General features: G+C 57.3%; 15 protein-coding genes and 1 riboswitch. Of the genes, 6 read left to right on the top strand and 9 right to left on the bottom strand.

Features of this window, described 5'->3' with window-relative positions:
- Positions 1-269 precede the first annotated feature (269 nt).
- On the top strand, positions 270-824 hold the full coding sequence (locus ACZYTD_RS14950) for an RNA recognition motif domain-containing protein (RefSeq protein ID WP_463893207.1): 555 nt from the start codon (positions 270-272) through the stop codon (positions 822-824).
- A gap of 32 nt (positions 825-856) precedes the next feature.
- On the opposite strand, the gene murI is transcribed toward ACZYTD_RS14950, so the two are convergent.
- The 4 genes from murI to ACZYTD_RS14930 form a co-directional block, all read right to left on the bottom strand.
- Positions 857-1,696 carry a glutamate racemase gene (gene murI / locus ACZYTD_RS14945; protein WP_463893211.1) on the bottom strand — a complete coding sequence of 280 codons (840 nt, stop codon included), beginning with the start codon at positions 1,694-1,696 and terminating at the stop codon, positions 857-859.
- Between the two features lie 83 nt (positions 1,697-1,779).
- Complete coding sequence (gene btuB / locus ACZYTD_RS14940) at positions 1,780-3,660, bottom strand: TonB-dependent vitamin B12 receptor (protein WP_463893205.1); 1,881 nt, start codon at positions 3,658-3,660, stop codon at positions 1,780-1,782.
- A 44-nt stretch (positions 3,661-3,704) separates the two neighbouring features.
- Positions 3,705-3,910, bottom strand: a riboswitch (cobalamin riboswitch).
- Between the two features lie 47 nt (positions 3,911-3,957).
- Positions 3,958-4,497: an ATP--cob(I)alamin adenosyltransferase gene (locus tag ACZYTD_RS14935; protein WP_463893203.1), complete on the bottom strand. Its 540-nt coding sequence runs from the start codon at positions 4,495-4,497 to the stop codon at positions 3,958-3,960.
- 72 nt (positions 4,498-4,569) lie between these two features.
- A complete protein-coding gene (locus ACZYTD_RS14930; protein ID WP_463893201.1) occupies positions 4,570-5,964 on the bottom strand; it encodes a DUF5610 domain-containing protein in 1,395 nt (464 codons plus the stop codon).
- A 132-nt stretch (positions 5,965-6,096) separates the two neighbouring features.
- Between ACZYTD_RS14930 and trmA the strand changes: the two genes are divergently transcribed.
- Positions 6,097-7,197, top strand: coding sequence for a tRNA (uridine(54)-C5)-methyltransferase TrmA (gene trmA, locus ACZYTD_RS14925; RefSeq protein WP_463893199.1), 1,101 nt, complete (start codon positions 6,097-6,099; stop codon positions 7,195-7,197).
- A 58-nt stretch (positions 7,198-7,255) separates the two neighbouring features.
- Here the strand turns inward: trmA and ACZYTD_RS14920 are convergent, their stop codons facing one another.
- A complete protein-coding gene (locus tag ACZYTD_RS14920) occupies positions 7,256-7,543 on the bottom strand; it encodes a bacterioferritin-associated ferredoxin (RefSeq protein ID WP_463893197.1) in 288 nt (95 codons plus the stop codon).
- A 166-nt stretch (positions 7,544-7,709) separates the two neighbouring features.
- On the opposite strand from ACZYTD_RS14920, the gene bfr (ACZYTD_RS14915) reads away from it, so the two are divergent.
- Together bfr (ACZYTD_RS14915) and bfr (ACZYTD_RS14910) are read left to right on the top strand one after the other, a co-directional pair.
- Positions 7,710-8,177 (top strand): bacterioferritin, encoded by a 468-nt coding sequence (gene bfr, locus ACZYTD_RS14915; RefSeq protein ID WP_463893195.1) that lies wholly within the window; start codon positions 7,710-7,712, stop codon positions 8,175-8,177.
- Positions 8,178-8,187: 10 nt separating this feature from the next.
- Positions 8,188-8,655, top strand: a complete 468-nt coding sequence (bfr, locus tag ACZYTD_RS14910; RefSeq protein ID WP_463893193.1) for a bacterioferritin — start codon at positions 8,188-8,190, stop codon at positions 8,653-8,655.
- A 62-nt stretch (positions 8,656-8,717) separates the two neighbouring features.
- Here bfr (ACZYTD_RS14910) and ACZYTD_RS14905 read toward each other — a convergent pair whose 3' ends face one another.
- Complete coding sequence (locus ACZYTD_RS14905) at positions 8,718-9,965, bottom strand: malic enzyme-like NAD(P)-binding protein (RefSeq protein ID WP_463893191.1); 1,248 nt, start codon at positions 9,963-9,965, stop codon at positions 8,718-8,720.
- A gap of 186 nt (positions 9,966-10,151) precedes the next feature.
- Between ACZYTD_RS14905 and ACZYTD_RS14900 the strand changes: the two genes are divergently transcribed.
- Entirely contained in the window at positions 10,152-10,766 is a 615-nt protein-coding gene (locus tag ACZYTD_RS14900) for a tRNA-uridine aminocarboxypropyltransferase (RefSeq protein WP_463893189.1), read from the top strand.
- A gap of 63 nt (positions 10,767-10,829) precedes the next feature.
- On the opposite strand, the gene rpmE is transcribed toward ACZYTD_RS14900, so the two are convergent.
- Positions 10,830-11,042 carry a 50S ribosomal protein L31 gene (rpmE, locus tag ACZYTD_RS14895; RefSeq protein ID WP_463893187.1) on the bottom strand — a complete coding sequence of 71 codons (213 nt, stop codon included), beginning with the start codon at positions 11,040-11,042 and terminating at the stop codon, positions 10,830-10,832.
- 154 nt (positions 11,043-11,196) lie between these two features.
- On the opposite strand from rpmE, the gene priA reads away from it, so the two are divergent.
- Positions 11,197-13,407, top strand: coding sequence for a primosomal protein N' (gene priA, locus ACZYTD_RS14890; RefSeq protein ID WP_463893185.1), 2,211 nt, complete (start codon positions 11,197-11,199; stop codon positions 13,405-13,407).
- A 20-nt stretch (positions 13,408-13,427) separates the two neighbouring features.
- Here priA and ACZYTD_RS14885 read toward each other — a convergent pair whose 3' ends face one another.
- Positions 13,428-14,105, bottom strand: a complete 678-nt coding sequence (locus ACZYTD_RS14885) for a ChrR family anti-sigma-E factor (protein ID WP_463893184.1) — start codon at positions 14,103-14,105, stop codon at positions 13,428-13,430.
- Entirely contained in the window at positions 14,098-14,751 is a 654-nt protein-coding gene (locus tag ACZYTD_RS14880) for a sigma-70 family RNA polymerase sigma factor (RefSeq protein ID WP_463893183.1), read from the bottom strand. The genes ACZYTD_RS14885 and ACZYTD_RS14880 overlap by 8 nt, the downstream gene beginning before the upstream one ends.
- Between the last annotated feature and the right edge of the window lie 104 nt (positions 14,752-14,855).

The raw sequence follows: 14,855 nt of genomic DNA, 5'->3' as shown, positions 1-14,855 counted from the left end.
TCTTGGCTCATGACGCAAGGGTTAATAGCCCTTAAATTGCAGAAAGTTAGCGGTTTTGAATTATCTCCAGCTTACACAGGATTATTCACAGGTTTATCCACATTTCAGCCCACTCTGACCCGACTTATCTAGCCAAAACATTAAAAAAAGTGTTAAGTCGCTAGCGTAAAGTAGTTATGGCATTAGTCGATCCGGTCGCTAGCCTCTAACATGGCGTAGATTTAATCTGTTGCTTTCCTTCGTATTTCTCAAATTTGGTGAATACTGCGATGAATACATCTCAAACTGTTTATTTACGTGCGGCACTCATGGCTCTGGGCCTGGCTGTACTCTTCTACTTTATCGCGCCAGCTACAACCGAGGATATTGGGCTTGCGGCAGCGGCAGCGGCTTTGATTTCCGGCTTGCTCACTCCGTTGGTGATCCGTAGCACTTGCTGCTCTACAACCGCGACCCCGGCTGTCGTATCCCCACAGAAGAAATCTGTATCTGTAAAAGAAGAACAGGCAAGTACAACGACTGATGGTGCATTTACTTCCGTGACGGATGCGAAGACCCTGTACGTTGGTAACCTGCCCTATCGCGCCAATGAAGCAGCCATCCGTAAACTCTTCTCCGAATATGGCAATGTCATTTCGGTGCGGCTGGTCAAGGATAAGGAAACGGGCAAGCGTCGTGGCTATGGCTTTGTTGAAATGCCGGAGCAAGAGGCTCTTGCCGCTGTTGCCGCCTTGAATGAAACCGAGTACCTGCAGCGAACCCTCAAGGTTCGTGAGGCGAATGATAAGAAAGAGAGCAACGATATGATGGAAGGCGAAGCCTGAGCTACGTTCTCGCTATAAGTTGCACTCTAGGTTTAGGTTAAAGAGAGGGGAGCTGGAACTGCTTGCAGATCCAGCTCCAGTAATACTTCCAGCCCTCGCTGTTGCAGGGCTGGAATGAGCAACTCAGCCGTTTCATCTTTTCGTGTGCAATAGGCCATCGATGATTGCCGACTTACCGAAACACTCCCCCCAACCAGCTGCTTGACTCGTCTTGCAATCGCGCTCCCCGAATCGACCTGACGCACCCCTGGCAACACAGCTTCTATCTCCTCTTTCAATAAAGGAAAATGGGTACAGCCCAGCACTATGACATCCGGTACCGGCTCCTCTTCCCGCCATGGCCGCAAGATCCGCTCGATCACCTCCTGCTCGACCACAAACCCCGCTAACTTGCGTTCGGCCTGGATCACCAACTCAGTGCTACCACAGCGTAACACTTGCGTCCCTGCGGCAAAGGTCTGGATCAGCTCATCGGTATAGGAGCGCTGCACTGTAGCCGGCGTGGCCAGCAAGCCGATGCACTGCTTATGGGATGCGGCGGCGGCGGGTTTAATGGCCGGCACCACACCAACCACGGGGATGGTCAGCATGTGACGTAATGTTGGCAGTACCTGGGTGCTGGCGGTATTGCAGGCCACCACCACCAGATCGACGGCATGCCGCGCCATGACAGCGGCGATCACACTGCAACAACGAGACACCAGCTCATCGGCAGCCAGCTCGCCATAAGGAAATTTTGCATTGTCGAATGCATAGATGAAGCGTAACTCAGGCAACAAGGCGCGGATCTCTTGATAGACAGAGAGCCCACCGACACCCGAATCAAACACCAATACAGTTTTGTTCACATCCCCCCCTTGGCCGTACCGCATCATACCCCTAGGTCAAAGCTTGGGGTAGATGCGGAGTGAGGAATGCAAAAAGGGGCCCGCAGGCCCCTGGATCGCAACTGGGATCACAACTGATAGTTGAAGTTGACGAAATATTCCCGATCAGCGGCTGGATAGCCAATTGCCGTCTCATACTGCTTATCGAACAGGTTGCTGATCCGCCCTTGTAATTTCAGAGCAGTGGTCAGCTGGTAGCCCGCAGCCAGATCCCAGAGACTATACCCTCCCAGGGTCTGCTGCGTGGATGGGTAGGTGGAAAAGTTAGTGTCCGGACGTTCCCCCTGATAGAGCCAGGTCACAGCGCCATCCAACTTCTGCCACTGGGTTTGCGCTACCCACTTGTAACCCCGCTTGGAACGACGGATGAGCTGCTCACCTGTGGTGCTATCTTCTGGATCTTTGAAATCGGCAGAGAGCCTATGTTCGATCACCCCAGTGGCAAGCTCACCCTCCAGTTCAATCCCTTGCAACCTGGCTTCGCCAATATTGCTCATCTGTCGGGCTGTGCTATCCCACTGCAGCATCTGATCTATCTGGTTACGGTAGGCGGTCACTCGCCAGAGCGCTTCAAATGCCATCCCTTCCAGACTCAACTCCAGGTTCTTGGACTCTTCCGGCTTCAGATCCGGGTTGCCCGCGCCTGGGTAGTAGAGATCGGTGAACGTCGGAGCACGAAACGCGGTGCCATAGCTGGCGCTCAGGCGATGGTTCTCCACAAACGCCCAGCCCGCTCCCGCTTGCCAGGTGTTATGGCGGCCATATTGCTGGTTATCATCACTGCGGGCACTCAGCTCGGCGCTCCAGGCTTGCCATTGATATTGACTCAAAGCGTAGAGACCGGTGTTGTTGCGGCTGATGTCATCCCCCTTGGCATAGGAGATAGGCTGCCCCGTCATCCAGTCTTCCCCGGCCAGGGATTTACCGAGCAACACTTCGCGCCGCCAGTCGATACCCGCCCCCAGATCCCAATTATCATTCAGCTTCAGGCTGTTGAGCCAACTGCTGTTATAGACATCTGTGTAGGTGGCATAGCTAGCCTGCTGACGATCACTGGTGTCGTCGTAATCAAATGCTTCCTGTGTGGCATAGTTGGCCTGCAACTCACTGCGATAGCGTTCATCATCATAACGGCCCCCCAGTTGGTAGAAGAGGTTCTGGTTCCAGTTTTCTTTACGGTTATGGGTACCATAGGAGGCATCATACTCCGAGCTATTGCGCACCCAACGACTGGTACCAAATAGTCCGACTTGAGCTGTGAGCTGATGCTGGTAATCCAGCATGGCATTGCGCCCCAAAAAGCCATGCTTGTCGCCATCGTTGATACCGGGCTGGGGATGCACGTTATAACCATCTTCGGTTTCATAGGCGGCTGCGGCCTTCAAATGCCCCTGAGCCCCCACATCAGCCGAACTGCTCCCGTCCAGCGCCTGGTGATCCAAGGAACCGGCCCCGGCATTAAACCCATGCTGGTTGTCACCTCGCTGGGTACGGGTGATGATGTTGATCACCCCAGTAATGGCATCAGACCCATAGATGGAAGCCCGCGCACCACGAATATATTCAATGCGCTCGACTTGGGTCAGCGGCAGTTGGTTCAGATCTGTGCTGCCAGAGAGAACCGAGCTGGCACGGACGCCATCGATCAATACCAGAGTCTGGCCACTGCTGCCGCCTCGGACATATAGCGCCGAACTCTGACCTCGCCCACCATTCATGCCAATCTCGACCCCTGGCAGAGTGCGTACCACTTCCGTGACAGAATGAGCCGCGAGGCGGTTGATCTCCTCTCGGGTGATGATGTTGACGGGGGCTAGAATTGAGGCTTGAGGTTCAGCAAAACGCGTGGCGGTTACCACCATGGCTTGCTCGGTTGATGGCTTGTCGGTTTGTGGCGCAGCAATAGCGGCCACTGGCAGCAGGCTGGCTACCAGAAGTTTTTTGCTCATAGAATTCCCTAATCCGCGTAGTGTCTATGATGATGTGAGGCCGGCTTGCGGCTGTGGCTCAGGCAGGTCTTCGGGCTTGGGGGCAAATAGCGTCCTTGAGTGACCACTTCCCACCAGAGTTGGCAGTGTTTGAAAGCATCCCTTTGGCTGCCCTCGTGTCACCCTCGTTCCCCCACACCGCTGCGCGTCAGCTCCGGTTTTTCACCGGATTCCCTTTTAAGCATGTTGCACCAGAGTGCCGGGGATTATAGGTAGTTACCCCTGCCATGTATACAGAGTAAGTGTCTGCGAAAGGAGTCACGTTTTTTGCGGATAATTGATACTGAGATAGGGGCTCTCCTCCACATCCCAGCGCATCTTCAGATAAACCGTCAGCACGAAAAAGAAGTTCGCCAGCAGGTTGGCCAATCGCGGCAGCGTGGGGGCAAAGGAGATCCCGGCTTCATCGAGCCGAACCAACATACGCACCACCTTCTTCGCCTGACAGCGACAGAGATGCAGGGTAGGAACGGGCATGGGACCCTGGGGTAGAACGAATCCACTAACTCGATCCCCGGAGGCCTGCAGATAGTGGTCATAGCGTCCCTTCAGCCACTCCAGGTTTTCTTCGAAGATGCCATTCTTGCCTCGGACTGAACCATTCAGGTGATAGATCAGGGTCTGCAGTGCGCTCAAATCCTGGTGCACCTCGGGAAAGTCGGCAGAGAGTTGGGCCAATACGACGCCCACTTGGCAGCAGAGCTCATCTGTCATGACCTCAAAGTCGCAGGTGGGTTTATGCTCGAAGATGAAGGGATAGCAGAGTTCACGCATATCGCGCGAGCGAGACAGGACCATAACCACTCTCAGGTGAAAAGGTAAACCAATTCAGGAGTGTGCCAGCGCCCGGGGGCGCTGGCAATTTACCGCTTACTTGCTCAACACAGCCAGGGCATTGTGCATGCGTTGGTTAAAGCTGGTGAACTCGCCACTCGCCTGCTGCAAAGCCTCGCCGCTGACCCCCTGTTGATTGGCCACCACCCAGTCGTTGAGATTCTTCTGCTGCTTATCATCAAACAGAGTATTGGCCTGCTTTATGAGCGACTGCAAGCGGTCCAGATAATCGGCAAATGGGCCGAAGAACTGGCTCAGATCCGGGACCGAGGAGACAGGTTTTTCGGCATCACTGGCAGCCGTTGTGTCAGCATCAGTAGCAGATTGCTCCTTCGCATCACCCAAACTTGTCGGCACAGAGCCAGACAACATGGCTGATTGTCTCTGTTGCAAGGAGAGTGACATATTCACCAACTGGCTATCATCCATTGACAGGGACTGAGCCTGATCCAGGGCACCTTGCAGATCGCCACCAAAGAAGCTATCCGAGAGCGAGCCCACCTGATCTACTAGGCTACCGATGGCCTTTAGTTCATCAGGATTAAGGTCGCCTTCCACCGAAAAGCTAAACGCTGTGGTGTGAGAGTAATAGATACTGTAGTTACCGACCTTACTGTTCTCCTTACTGTTCTGGGCCGACTCGGCAGCCAACGATTTACCTTGGTTGGTTGAGCTAGCTCGCTCCGTCCCACCATAGGCATCCAGCGCCTTGCGGCTGGCCGCACCACTGCTCTTGCCTTGCTGATAACGCCAACTCTGTTGCTGGTCAAATTGCAGAGTCACCTTATCCCCCTCTCGGGTAGTGAGCTCCATACTGGCGTAAGAGCCCGTAGCCAGGCTGGCAGACAGGTTCACATCCCCGACCATCGAGGTACCATCCGCTTCAGGTTTCTTGCCAAACAACTCCTCTTCAAACTTGCCCAGCTCATCCTGGATCAGGCCGTACCCCTTCTCTATGCCCTTATCCAGATCGTCGCTGAAGACCCCAGTTCCCTTGAGCTCCTTACGCGCATCACCAAAACCCTGATCTATCCCTTTGCGGGCTTGGGTCAGCAGGTCCTTGAGTTTCTCATCATCCTTGCCCTCAGCCTGAGCCAGCCGGATATAACCAGTCACAAAGCTCAGCACACTCTTGGCCACCGCCTTGTAATCAAAGCCGAGGGGGTTATCGTCGGTCGGCGTCACCTCACCCTCGGTCGCACCAGCCGACTGGCTGCTACTGGCATTGGGATTAAAGGCCTTTCCATCGAGCGACAGACTCTTGCTCAACGAAACATACACCACAGATTGGCCAATCCGCACCGGGGTGGCGAGATCGATTTTATCGGAGGCTGCTATCCCCTGATTACGGACCGAGGCCGCTTTTTCTTGACCATGTTCCCGCTGCTTGAGACCTTGCAACAAGAGCTCGTTACTTCTATCTACTTTCATGATGTCACCTCCGACACTCGGCCTTATCTTGAGTATCGGCCCAAGCGGATAAAACTTGACCTCTTTTTACTGGACAATCTGCCACGCCCCCTTACAATTTCGCCCCTTCGAGAGCAGAGCATGAGGTATGAGATGAACCAAGCGGCCAGGGATCCACAGAGTTATGATGCGCAGCTAGAGGAAAAACGGCTGCGGCTACAAGCCTTGTTTGCCGAATTGGCCACGCCAGAGCTCGAACTCTTCACCTCCTCGCCCGAATATTATCGGATGCGCGCCGAATTTCGCATCTGGCATGAGGCGGGTGATATTTACTATGCCATGTTCAACCAGCAGAGTCGTGAACGCTACCGGGTCGATCACTTCCCTACCGCCAGCCGGCTCATCAATCAATTAATGCCCGCGCTATTGGAGGCCATTCGCCCCCACGTCCAGCTTAAGCACAAGCTATTTCAGGTGGACTTTCTCTCCACTCTTAGCGGCGAAGCCCTCATCACTCTGCTCTACCACAAGAAGCTTGGCCCTGAATGGGAAACTTTGGCGCGCCAGTTGCGCGAGACCCTGCGCGCTCAGGGTTTTGCCGTGGATCTGATTGGCCGGGCTCTTAAGCAGAAACTGGTGCTGGAGCGCGACTATGTCATCGAACGTCTGCAGGTCGCCGGGCGCTCGTTACAGTACATGCAGGTGGAGAACAGCTTCACCCAACCCAACGCCGAGATGAATCAGAAGATGCTGGCCTGGGCACTGGATGTGACCCGGGATGCGAGCGGCGATCTGCTGGAGCTCTACTGCGGCAACGGCAACTTCTCCCTGGCGTTGGCCCAGAACTTCAGGCAGGTGCTCGCCACCGAAATTGCCAAGCCCTCGGTGGAGTCGGCGCAATACAACATAGCCGCGAACGGGCTGGAGAATGTGAAGATACTGCGCATGTCGGCCGAGGAATTCACCATGGCCATTCGCGGCGAGCGGGAGTTCAATCGCCTGAAGGGGATAGATCTGCAGAGCTATGAGTGCAATACCATCTTCGTCGACCCACCCCGCGCCGGGCTGGATCAGGCCACTCTGGCCATGGTGCAGGGCTACGAACGCATTCTCTACATCTCATGCAACCCGGAGACCCTGAAAGAGAATGTGCGCCAACTGAATTCGACTCATCGCATCGAGCGCTTTGCCCTGTTTGACCAATTCCCCTACACCCACCATATGGAAGCCGGGGTCTGGCTGGTACGCAACTAAACTCCGTGACTCATACCTATTACCGGCAGGAGCGGCGAAGCCCTGCCTGCTCCTGGCATCAAGCCACCTGCCGCGTCTCAGCCGGTACGCGCTCATCAGGATAGAGAGAGGTCACACAGGCCGAGCTCGGTTCACTGATCTGGTAGAAGCGGTTGACCAGCTGACGGGCGGCGCAGCTGCAACGTCCGCACTGAGTGCCCACTTTCAACTCTTGCCGAAGATCGCGCATGCTTTTTTCCCCCTCGCTCAGCAAAGCGGTAATCTGCCTATCTGTCACCCCATTACATAAACAGACGTACATTTTTTCATCCTCCTCACCGAACATATGCATGATAATAGTTTTCATTAAGCTTTGCTGCAACGCCTTTTTCGCCTTAGAGTGCAGAAAAAACAGCCGTTTTTTGTCAATAAATAGCACAGCACCTTTCTTTATTGCATTACAAATGCTTAATTTGAATCTGTTGCTCGTTTGTTAAATTAGTTCTCTATCCCACTTTCCCCTGGAGCCGCCTATGCAAGGAGACAAGAGTGTCATCGCCTGCTTGAACCAGGTCTTGACCTGCGAACTCACCAGTATCAATCAGTTCTTTCTGCATGCCCGCCTGTTCCGCCATAAGGGCCTGAACAAGCTCAATGAGAAGGCCTACAAGAAGTCCATCAAGGACATGAAGCAAGCCGATGCCCTCATCGAACGCATCCTGTTCCTGGAGGGGCTGCCAAACCTGCAGCAGTTAGGGCACCTGAAAATTGGCGAACACCCCCAGGAGATGCTGGAGTGTGATCTGGCTTTTGAGCTGGAAGCGATCCCCCTGCTCAAGTCCGCCATTGCCTGCTGCGAACTGGCCAGCGACTATGTGAGCCGCGATCTGCTCGAGGATCTGCTCGAGGAGGAGGAGGAGTACATAGACTGGCTGGAAACCCAGCAACAGCTGATCGCCAGTACGGGTCTGGAAAACTATCTGCAAAGCATGATTGAGTGAGGTCTGCGCCATGAAAGGAAATTCCAACATCATCGCCGCCCTGAATACCCTGCTCGCCAGCGAGCTGTCGGCCATGGATCAATATTTCATCCATTCCGAAATGTATCAGGACTGGGGGCTCAACAAGCTCTACGAACGCATCGGCCATGAATTTGAGGACGAGAAGGGACACGCCAAACAGCTGATCGGCCGCATCCTGTTCCTGGAGGGCACCCCAGATCTCGCCACCCGTGATGCGATTCATGTTGGGAAGGATGTGCCCGAGATGCTGCAAAACGATCTGCAGCTGGAATACGATGTGGCCGCCGCCCTGAAGCAGGTCATCAAGCTGTGTGAACAGGAGCAGGACTACCAGACTCGGGAGATCCTGGAGCAGTTGCTGGACGATACCGAAGACGATCACGCCTACTGGCTGGAAAAACAGCTGGGCCTGATCAAACTCATCGGCCTGCCCAACTATCTGCAGAGTCAGATGTGACTCCTCACCAATAAACAAGGCGCCCTGAACCGGCGCCTTGTTTCTCTCCGAAGTGCGGCGGCTTACATCATGTAGTCATGAGGCAGCGCAATCCGTGCCACGCCAGACTCTACCGCGGCGACCGCCACGGCCCGGGCCACCCGTGACAGCAGGCGCGGATCCATGGGTTTGGGGATCACATACTCGGGGCCAAAATGGAGCTCACTGACCCCGGCAGCCTGCAATACGTCAGCGGGAACGGCTTCCTTGGCCACCTGACGCAGTGCCTCCACCGCCGCCTTCTTCATCTCGATATTGATGCGGCTGGCGCGAACATCCAGGGCACCGCGGAACAGGAAGGGGAAGCAGAGAACGTTGTTGACCTGATTCGGATAATCCGAGCGTCCGGTGCCGATGATCGCATCATCACGCACCGCATGAACCAGTGCCGGATCGATCTCAGGATCCGGGTTGGAGCAGGCAAAGATCACCGGCCGCGGCGCCATCAGGCACACCTCCTCGGCACTCAACAGATTTGACCCCGAGACACCGACGAAAATATCCGCCCCCGCCATGGCCTCATGCAGGGTACGCGGGCCACTGTCGTTAACAAAACGGGGCTTCTGGCCATTCAGATCCGTACGCTCGGAGCGAATGACGCCGTGACGATCGATCATGAACAAGCTTTCCTGGCGCGCGCCACAGGCGATCAACAGATCCATGCAGGCCACTCCGGCGGCACCCGCACCGAGACAAACAATGCGACACTCACTGAGCTGCTTGCCCTGGATCTCCAGCGCATTGAGCATACCAGCGGCGGTGACAATGGCGGTGCCGTGCTGATCATCGTGGAAGACCGGAATGTCGCATAACTCGATGAGCGCCCGCTCAATCTCGAAACACTCGGGCGCCTTGATATCTTCCAGATTGATGCCACCAAAGGTGTCGGCTATGTTAGCCACAGTACGGATAAAGTCCGCACTGTCGCTGTGCTTGACCTCGATGTCGATGGCATCGATATTGGCAAAGCGCTTGAAGAGCAGAGCCTTGCCCTCCATCACAGGCTTGGAGGCCTGAGGGCCCAAATTACCCAAGCCGAGAATGGCCGTACCGTTGGTGATGACAGCCACCAGATTGGCCTTGGCCGTGTAGCGATAGGCCTCTTCTGGATTGGCCGCTATCGCGCGCACCGGTTCAGCCACGCCTGGGCTGTAAGCCAAGGTCAAATCCCAGGCGGTTTCGGCTGGCTTGGTCAATTGGATGGCGATCTTACCCGGGGTCGGATAAGCATGGTAATCGAGGGCTTGTTGGCGGAGATCTGGATCAGACATGGCAGTTCCCTTGGCGGCAATGGCGACTAGGAGTGAACACGACCTTGTGTACTAGAACAGTTTGATCATAATCCCCTTCAAGCCGATCACAAGGACCACTTGGGACTCACCCGACAAAAAGCCAATAAAAAAATGGGCCATTTGCACACCAGCCGCAACCCACACCATGAGAATCACCCGCATATCATGACGCCAAAACGCCCTTACTGCCCCCATTGTCAACGGCCACTGACTGCTTGCCTCTGTACTCTGGCCTGCGCCCTGACATCCCCCTGGCCTGTCGTCATATTGCAAGACCCGAAAGAAGCCCGCCAAGCCAAGGGCAGTGTGCCTCTGCTGCAGGCTTGCCTGCAGCCGGTGACGGTCTGGATTGGCGATGACTTTCGCCAACACGCCGGCCTGAATGCCCTGCTGCAAGATCCTCAGCTAGCCCCCTTGTTGGTCTATCCAGGCCACGAAGCCCACTCTGCGGCACACCATCAGGCCACCCTCGCCGGGCGCACGCCCTGCTTCGTGCTGCTGGATGGCACCTGGCGCAAGAGTCTCAAGCTGCTGCACAGTCATCCGGCCTTGGCCAGCCTGCCGCGCTTAACGCTCGCCACCCCAGCGCAGAGCGACTACCACATTCGCAAATCACCGCGTGCCGATGGCCTCTCGACCTTTGAGGCGGTGAGCGCCATACTGGGCGAATGGAGCGGCAATCCCACGGCCTATGCGCCGCTTAGCGCCAGTTTTCAAGCCTGGATGCAGCGCGAGTTGGCTCGGTTGCCCGCTGAGGTGCGCCGCCGTTACCCAAGCTGACGGCGGCAAAAATCCCAGGCATAAAAAAAGCGCCCGTAGGCGCTTTTTTCAGTAGCAGCAGAATTACTTCTTGCTGCCCAGGGCGCCGAAGCGCTTGTTGAAACGGTCAACACGACCACCTGTATCAACGTTCTTCTGCTTACCGGTGTAAAACGGGTGGCACTCGGAACAGACGTCGAGGTTCAGGTCGCGGCCGGTGGAGCGGATCTTAAATTCGTTACCGCAAGAGCACTTGACGTTAACATCTTTGTACTCTGGGTGGATACCTTCTTTCATGGACAACCTCTAGTTTAGGCCGTGTCGCCATCCAGCCTCACGCCGGACACCACACGAGTGGAACGGATGTTTTTAAGGGTGCGAATAATATAGGATCGATCCCCTCGGCTGCAAGCGTGATCGAGGAAGAATTAGCCACTTCGTGAGCGAAATAATGATCAAAACTGTTGTGCGTGTCGCCCTGCCCGTCCCGCTGCGTCGGCAATTCGACTATATTGCCCCCCTGCCCCTGCCCGCTATAGGCTGTCGGGTACGGGTCTCCTTTGGCCGACAACAGCTGATTGGCATAGTCACCGCCCACCCGAGCAGCGCCGAGCTACCACTGGATAAACTCAAACCGCTGCAGGACGTGCTCGATAGCGCATCGCTCTTCCCCCCCCGGATCTGGCAACTGCTCAACTGGAGTGCCCACTACTATCAACACCCCCTGGGTGAGGTGCTGCACCATGCTCTACCCGCCCTGCTGCGGCAGGGAGAGCCGGCGCTGCGGCGGCCGCTGGAGAGCTGGCGCCTGACCGAGGCGGGCAGCAAGCAACTGCAGGAGGGCAAGGTGGCACGTGGCGCCATTCGTCAACGCCAGGCTCTGCAACTGCTGCAGGAGGGTCCCCTGCCTGCTGCCGACCTGCGCGCCGCGGGGATCGACAGCCAGGTGCTGCAGAAGTTGGCCGCCAAAGCGCTGGTCGAGCCGATCGATCTGCTGACCCTGCGCGAAGATTGGCGCGACACCTTGCTGCTGCACGAGGAGGATCAGCACAGGCTCAACACAGAACAGGCCCTGGCCGTGGCCCGGGTACAGGCTCATGGCCAGGCTTTCGGCGCCTTCCTGCTGGATGGCGTCACCGGCTCGGGCAAGACCGAAGTCTATCTGCAGCTCATCGCTCCCGTGCTGGCTCGCGGCCAGCAAGTGCTGGTGCTGGTGCCGGAGATCGGCCTCACCCCCCAGACCCTCAAACGCTTCCGCCGTCGCTTTGCCGCCCCCATACTCCCCCTGCACTCGGCCATGAATGATCGCGAGCGGCTGGAGGCTTGGCTGGCCTGCCAGAGTGGTGAGGCCGCCATCCTCATCGGTACCCGTTCCGCCCTGTTCACCCCGTTCCAGGATCTGGGGCTCATCCTCATCGATGAGGAGCACGATGGCTCTTTCAAGCAACAGGAGGGCTTTCGCTACCACGCCCGGGATCTGGCGGTGATGCGTGCCCACCAGGAGCAGTGCCCCATAGTGCTGGGCTCTGCTACCCCCTCGCTGGAAACCCTACACAACGCCCAGAGCGGCAAGTATCACCATCTGCACCTCAAACAACGGGCGGGCGGGGCCAGTATCGCCCAACAGGTGGTGCTGGATATCAAGGAGGTGCCGCTCCAGGCCGGGGTCTCGCCCCAACTGCTGCAATTGATGGCGCAGCAGCTGCAGGCGGGAAATCAGGTGATGCTGTTTCTCAACCGCCGGGGCTATGCCCAATCCCTGCTCTGTCACCACTGTGGCTGGATTGCCGCCTGTGGCCGCTGCGATGCCTATTACACCTGGCACCAGGGCGCCCGACGCCTGCACTGCCACCATTGCGACAGCCAGCGCCCCGTGCCCACGCACTGCCCGGAGTGTGGCCACGGCGAACTGCAGGGGACCGGGGTGGGCACAGAGCAGGTGGAAACCCTGCTGACCACTCACTTTCCCAACTATCGCACCATCCGTATCGATCGGGACAGCACCCGCCGCAAGGGGGAGCTGGAGGCACACCTGGAGGGGATCCACAAACAGGAGTATCAGATCCTGATCGGCACCCAGATGCTGGCCAAGGGCCACCACTTTCCGGATGTGACGCTGGTGGGGTTGCTGGATGTGGATGGCGCCCTCTTCTCGGCGGACTTTCGCGCCACCGAACGGCTGGCCCAACTCTATACCCAGGTGGCGGGCCGCGCCGGCCGCGCCAGCAAACCCGGGCTAGTGGTGCTGCAGAGTCACCACCCGGATCATCTGCTGCTGCAAGATCTGGTGCACAATGGCTACGCCCATTTTGCCCGCACCTGTCTGCATGAGCGCGGCCTGCTCGGCCTGCCCCCCTTTGCCTTCCAGGCGCTGCTGCGCGCCGAGGCGGTACATCAACCCAGTGTGGAGCAGTTCATGCTGGATGTGGCGGGTCTGCTGCAGACGAGGCGGGCCCTCTACCCGGGTCTGCAGGTGATAGGCCCCATCTCGGCCCTGATGGCTCGCCGTGCGGGTAAATACCGGATGCAACTGCTGCTGCAGCTGGCGCAGCGCCCGCCCTTGGCCCAGCTTCTCACCGAACTGCTGCCGCATTTAGAAGGCTTGCCCAGTGGCCGTAAGGTGCGCTGGTCTTTAGATGTGGACCCCCAGGAGCTGTTTTGAGGCGCAACGGATGGACTCACTTAGTAGAGTAAGGAACCAAGGCCATTGAGCAGGCGCGGCCACCCCTTAGTGAACTGCAACGGCGCATCCAATACCAGGTAGCAGAGGCACCCCTCACGGGTGACCGGCGCGTGTTGGTGGCGGCCATCCAATAGCAGGAAATCTCCCACCCCGTAGCACCCCTGCTCATCCTCCATGCTGCCATCCAGCAGCAGAGTCAGCTCATAGCCCTTGTGGGTGTGCTCGGGAATGGCACATCCCGCCTCAATGGCCAGCAAACTGGCCCGAGCGCCATCCTCAGCGCTCACCTCCAACCGGGCACGACCAATCTTGCCCAACTGCTGCCAAGCCGGTAGCGCCAGATGCCGCAAGGCACGAGGCAACCGTATCTCCCGCCCCGCCCAGAGCAGAGTGGGGGCGGGCTCAGGTGAGATCGAGTCAGGCGCCGCCGACCCATGGGTCATGATCTGTAGCAGCATGGCTTCCAATTCCGGGGCCAGCGGCTGAGCATTGGCGGCGCTGGGTGCGAGCTCATCACCAAGCAGGCGATGCGCCAGCTCGGCCTCATATTCAGCGAGCTTGGTGGCACAGCCTGGGCAACGCTCCACATGGGCGGCGACGGCCAGCGCCAGACTCAGAGGCAGAGTGTCGGCGGCAAAGGCTTGCAACCAATGCCATTCGGGGTGGTGATTAATCATGGTTATGCCCTACCTGCTCTCGTAATTTTTCCAGCGCCAGGCGCAGACGGGATTTAATGGTTCCAAGCGGAACATCGAATCGCTCTGCCAACTCTTGCAGCGTCAGCTGTTGCAGATAGACGCCACGCACCACCTCCTGCTGACTGGCGGGCAGCAGATGGACATAACGGGCCAGTTGTTGGGAGAGCACCTGGTTTTCCCCGGCAGGTGAGCCCTCCTCCGCCACATGCGCAAACTCCAGCGCAGGCCAGAGGTCCTCGGCCACCAACTGCTCCTTGCTAGAGATCTGCCGCCGCAGCATATCAAAGCATTGATTGCGCATGACGGTGAACACCCAAGTGGTGGCGGCCCCTTTTTCGGGATGATAGAGATGGGCCTTTTGCCAGACCGTCAGCAGGGTCTCCTGGACCAACTCCATGGCCTGAGCCTCGTTGCGCAGCTGGCGCAAACCAAAGGCACGGATGCGGGGGGCAAAGTAGCGAAACAGTAGTGTGTAGGCCTGACGGCTGCGTTCGCGGGCAACGAGCTGCAACCAGTGAGACATTGGCTGCAGCTCATCACTGGACTCATGAGTGTGGTCGTCCATCAAGACTCGGCTCTGGCAGGCAGGAAGAGATCCAGTATATCCCAATGTTGCACTTGCCATCCGGCCCTCCGCCCTGTGCGTTGGCTATCACAGCTAATTAGCACCCATGGGCAACCAATACGTCACCGCCCAGGGCCTGGATCAGCGGTACGGGCGGCAATTTG

It is taken from the genome of Pseudaeromonas sp. HNCC25DJ180 (assembly GCF_055413345.1).
The sequence above is the reverse complement of the archived record's forward strand: the minus strand, read 5'-3'. Positions and strand labels throughout refer to the sequence as shown.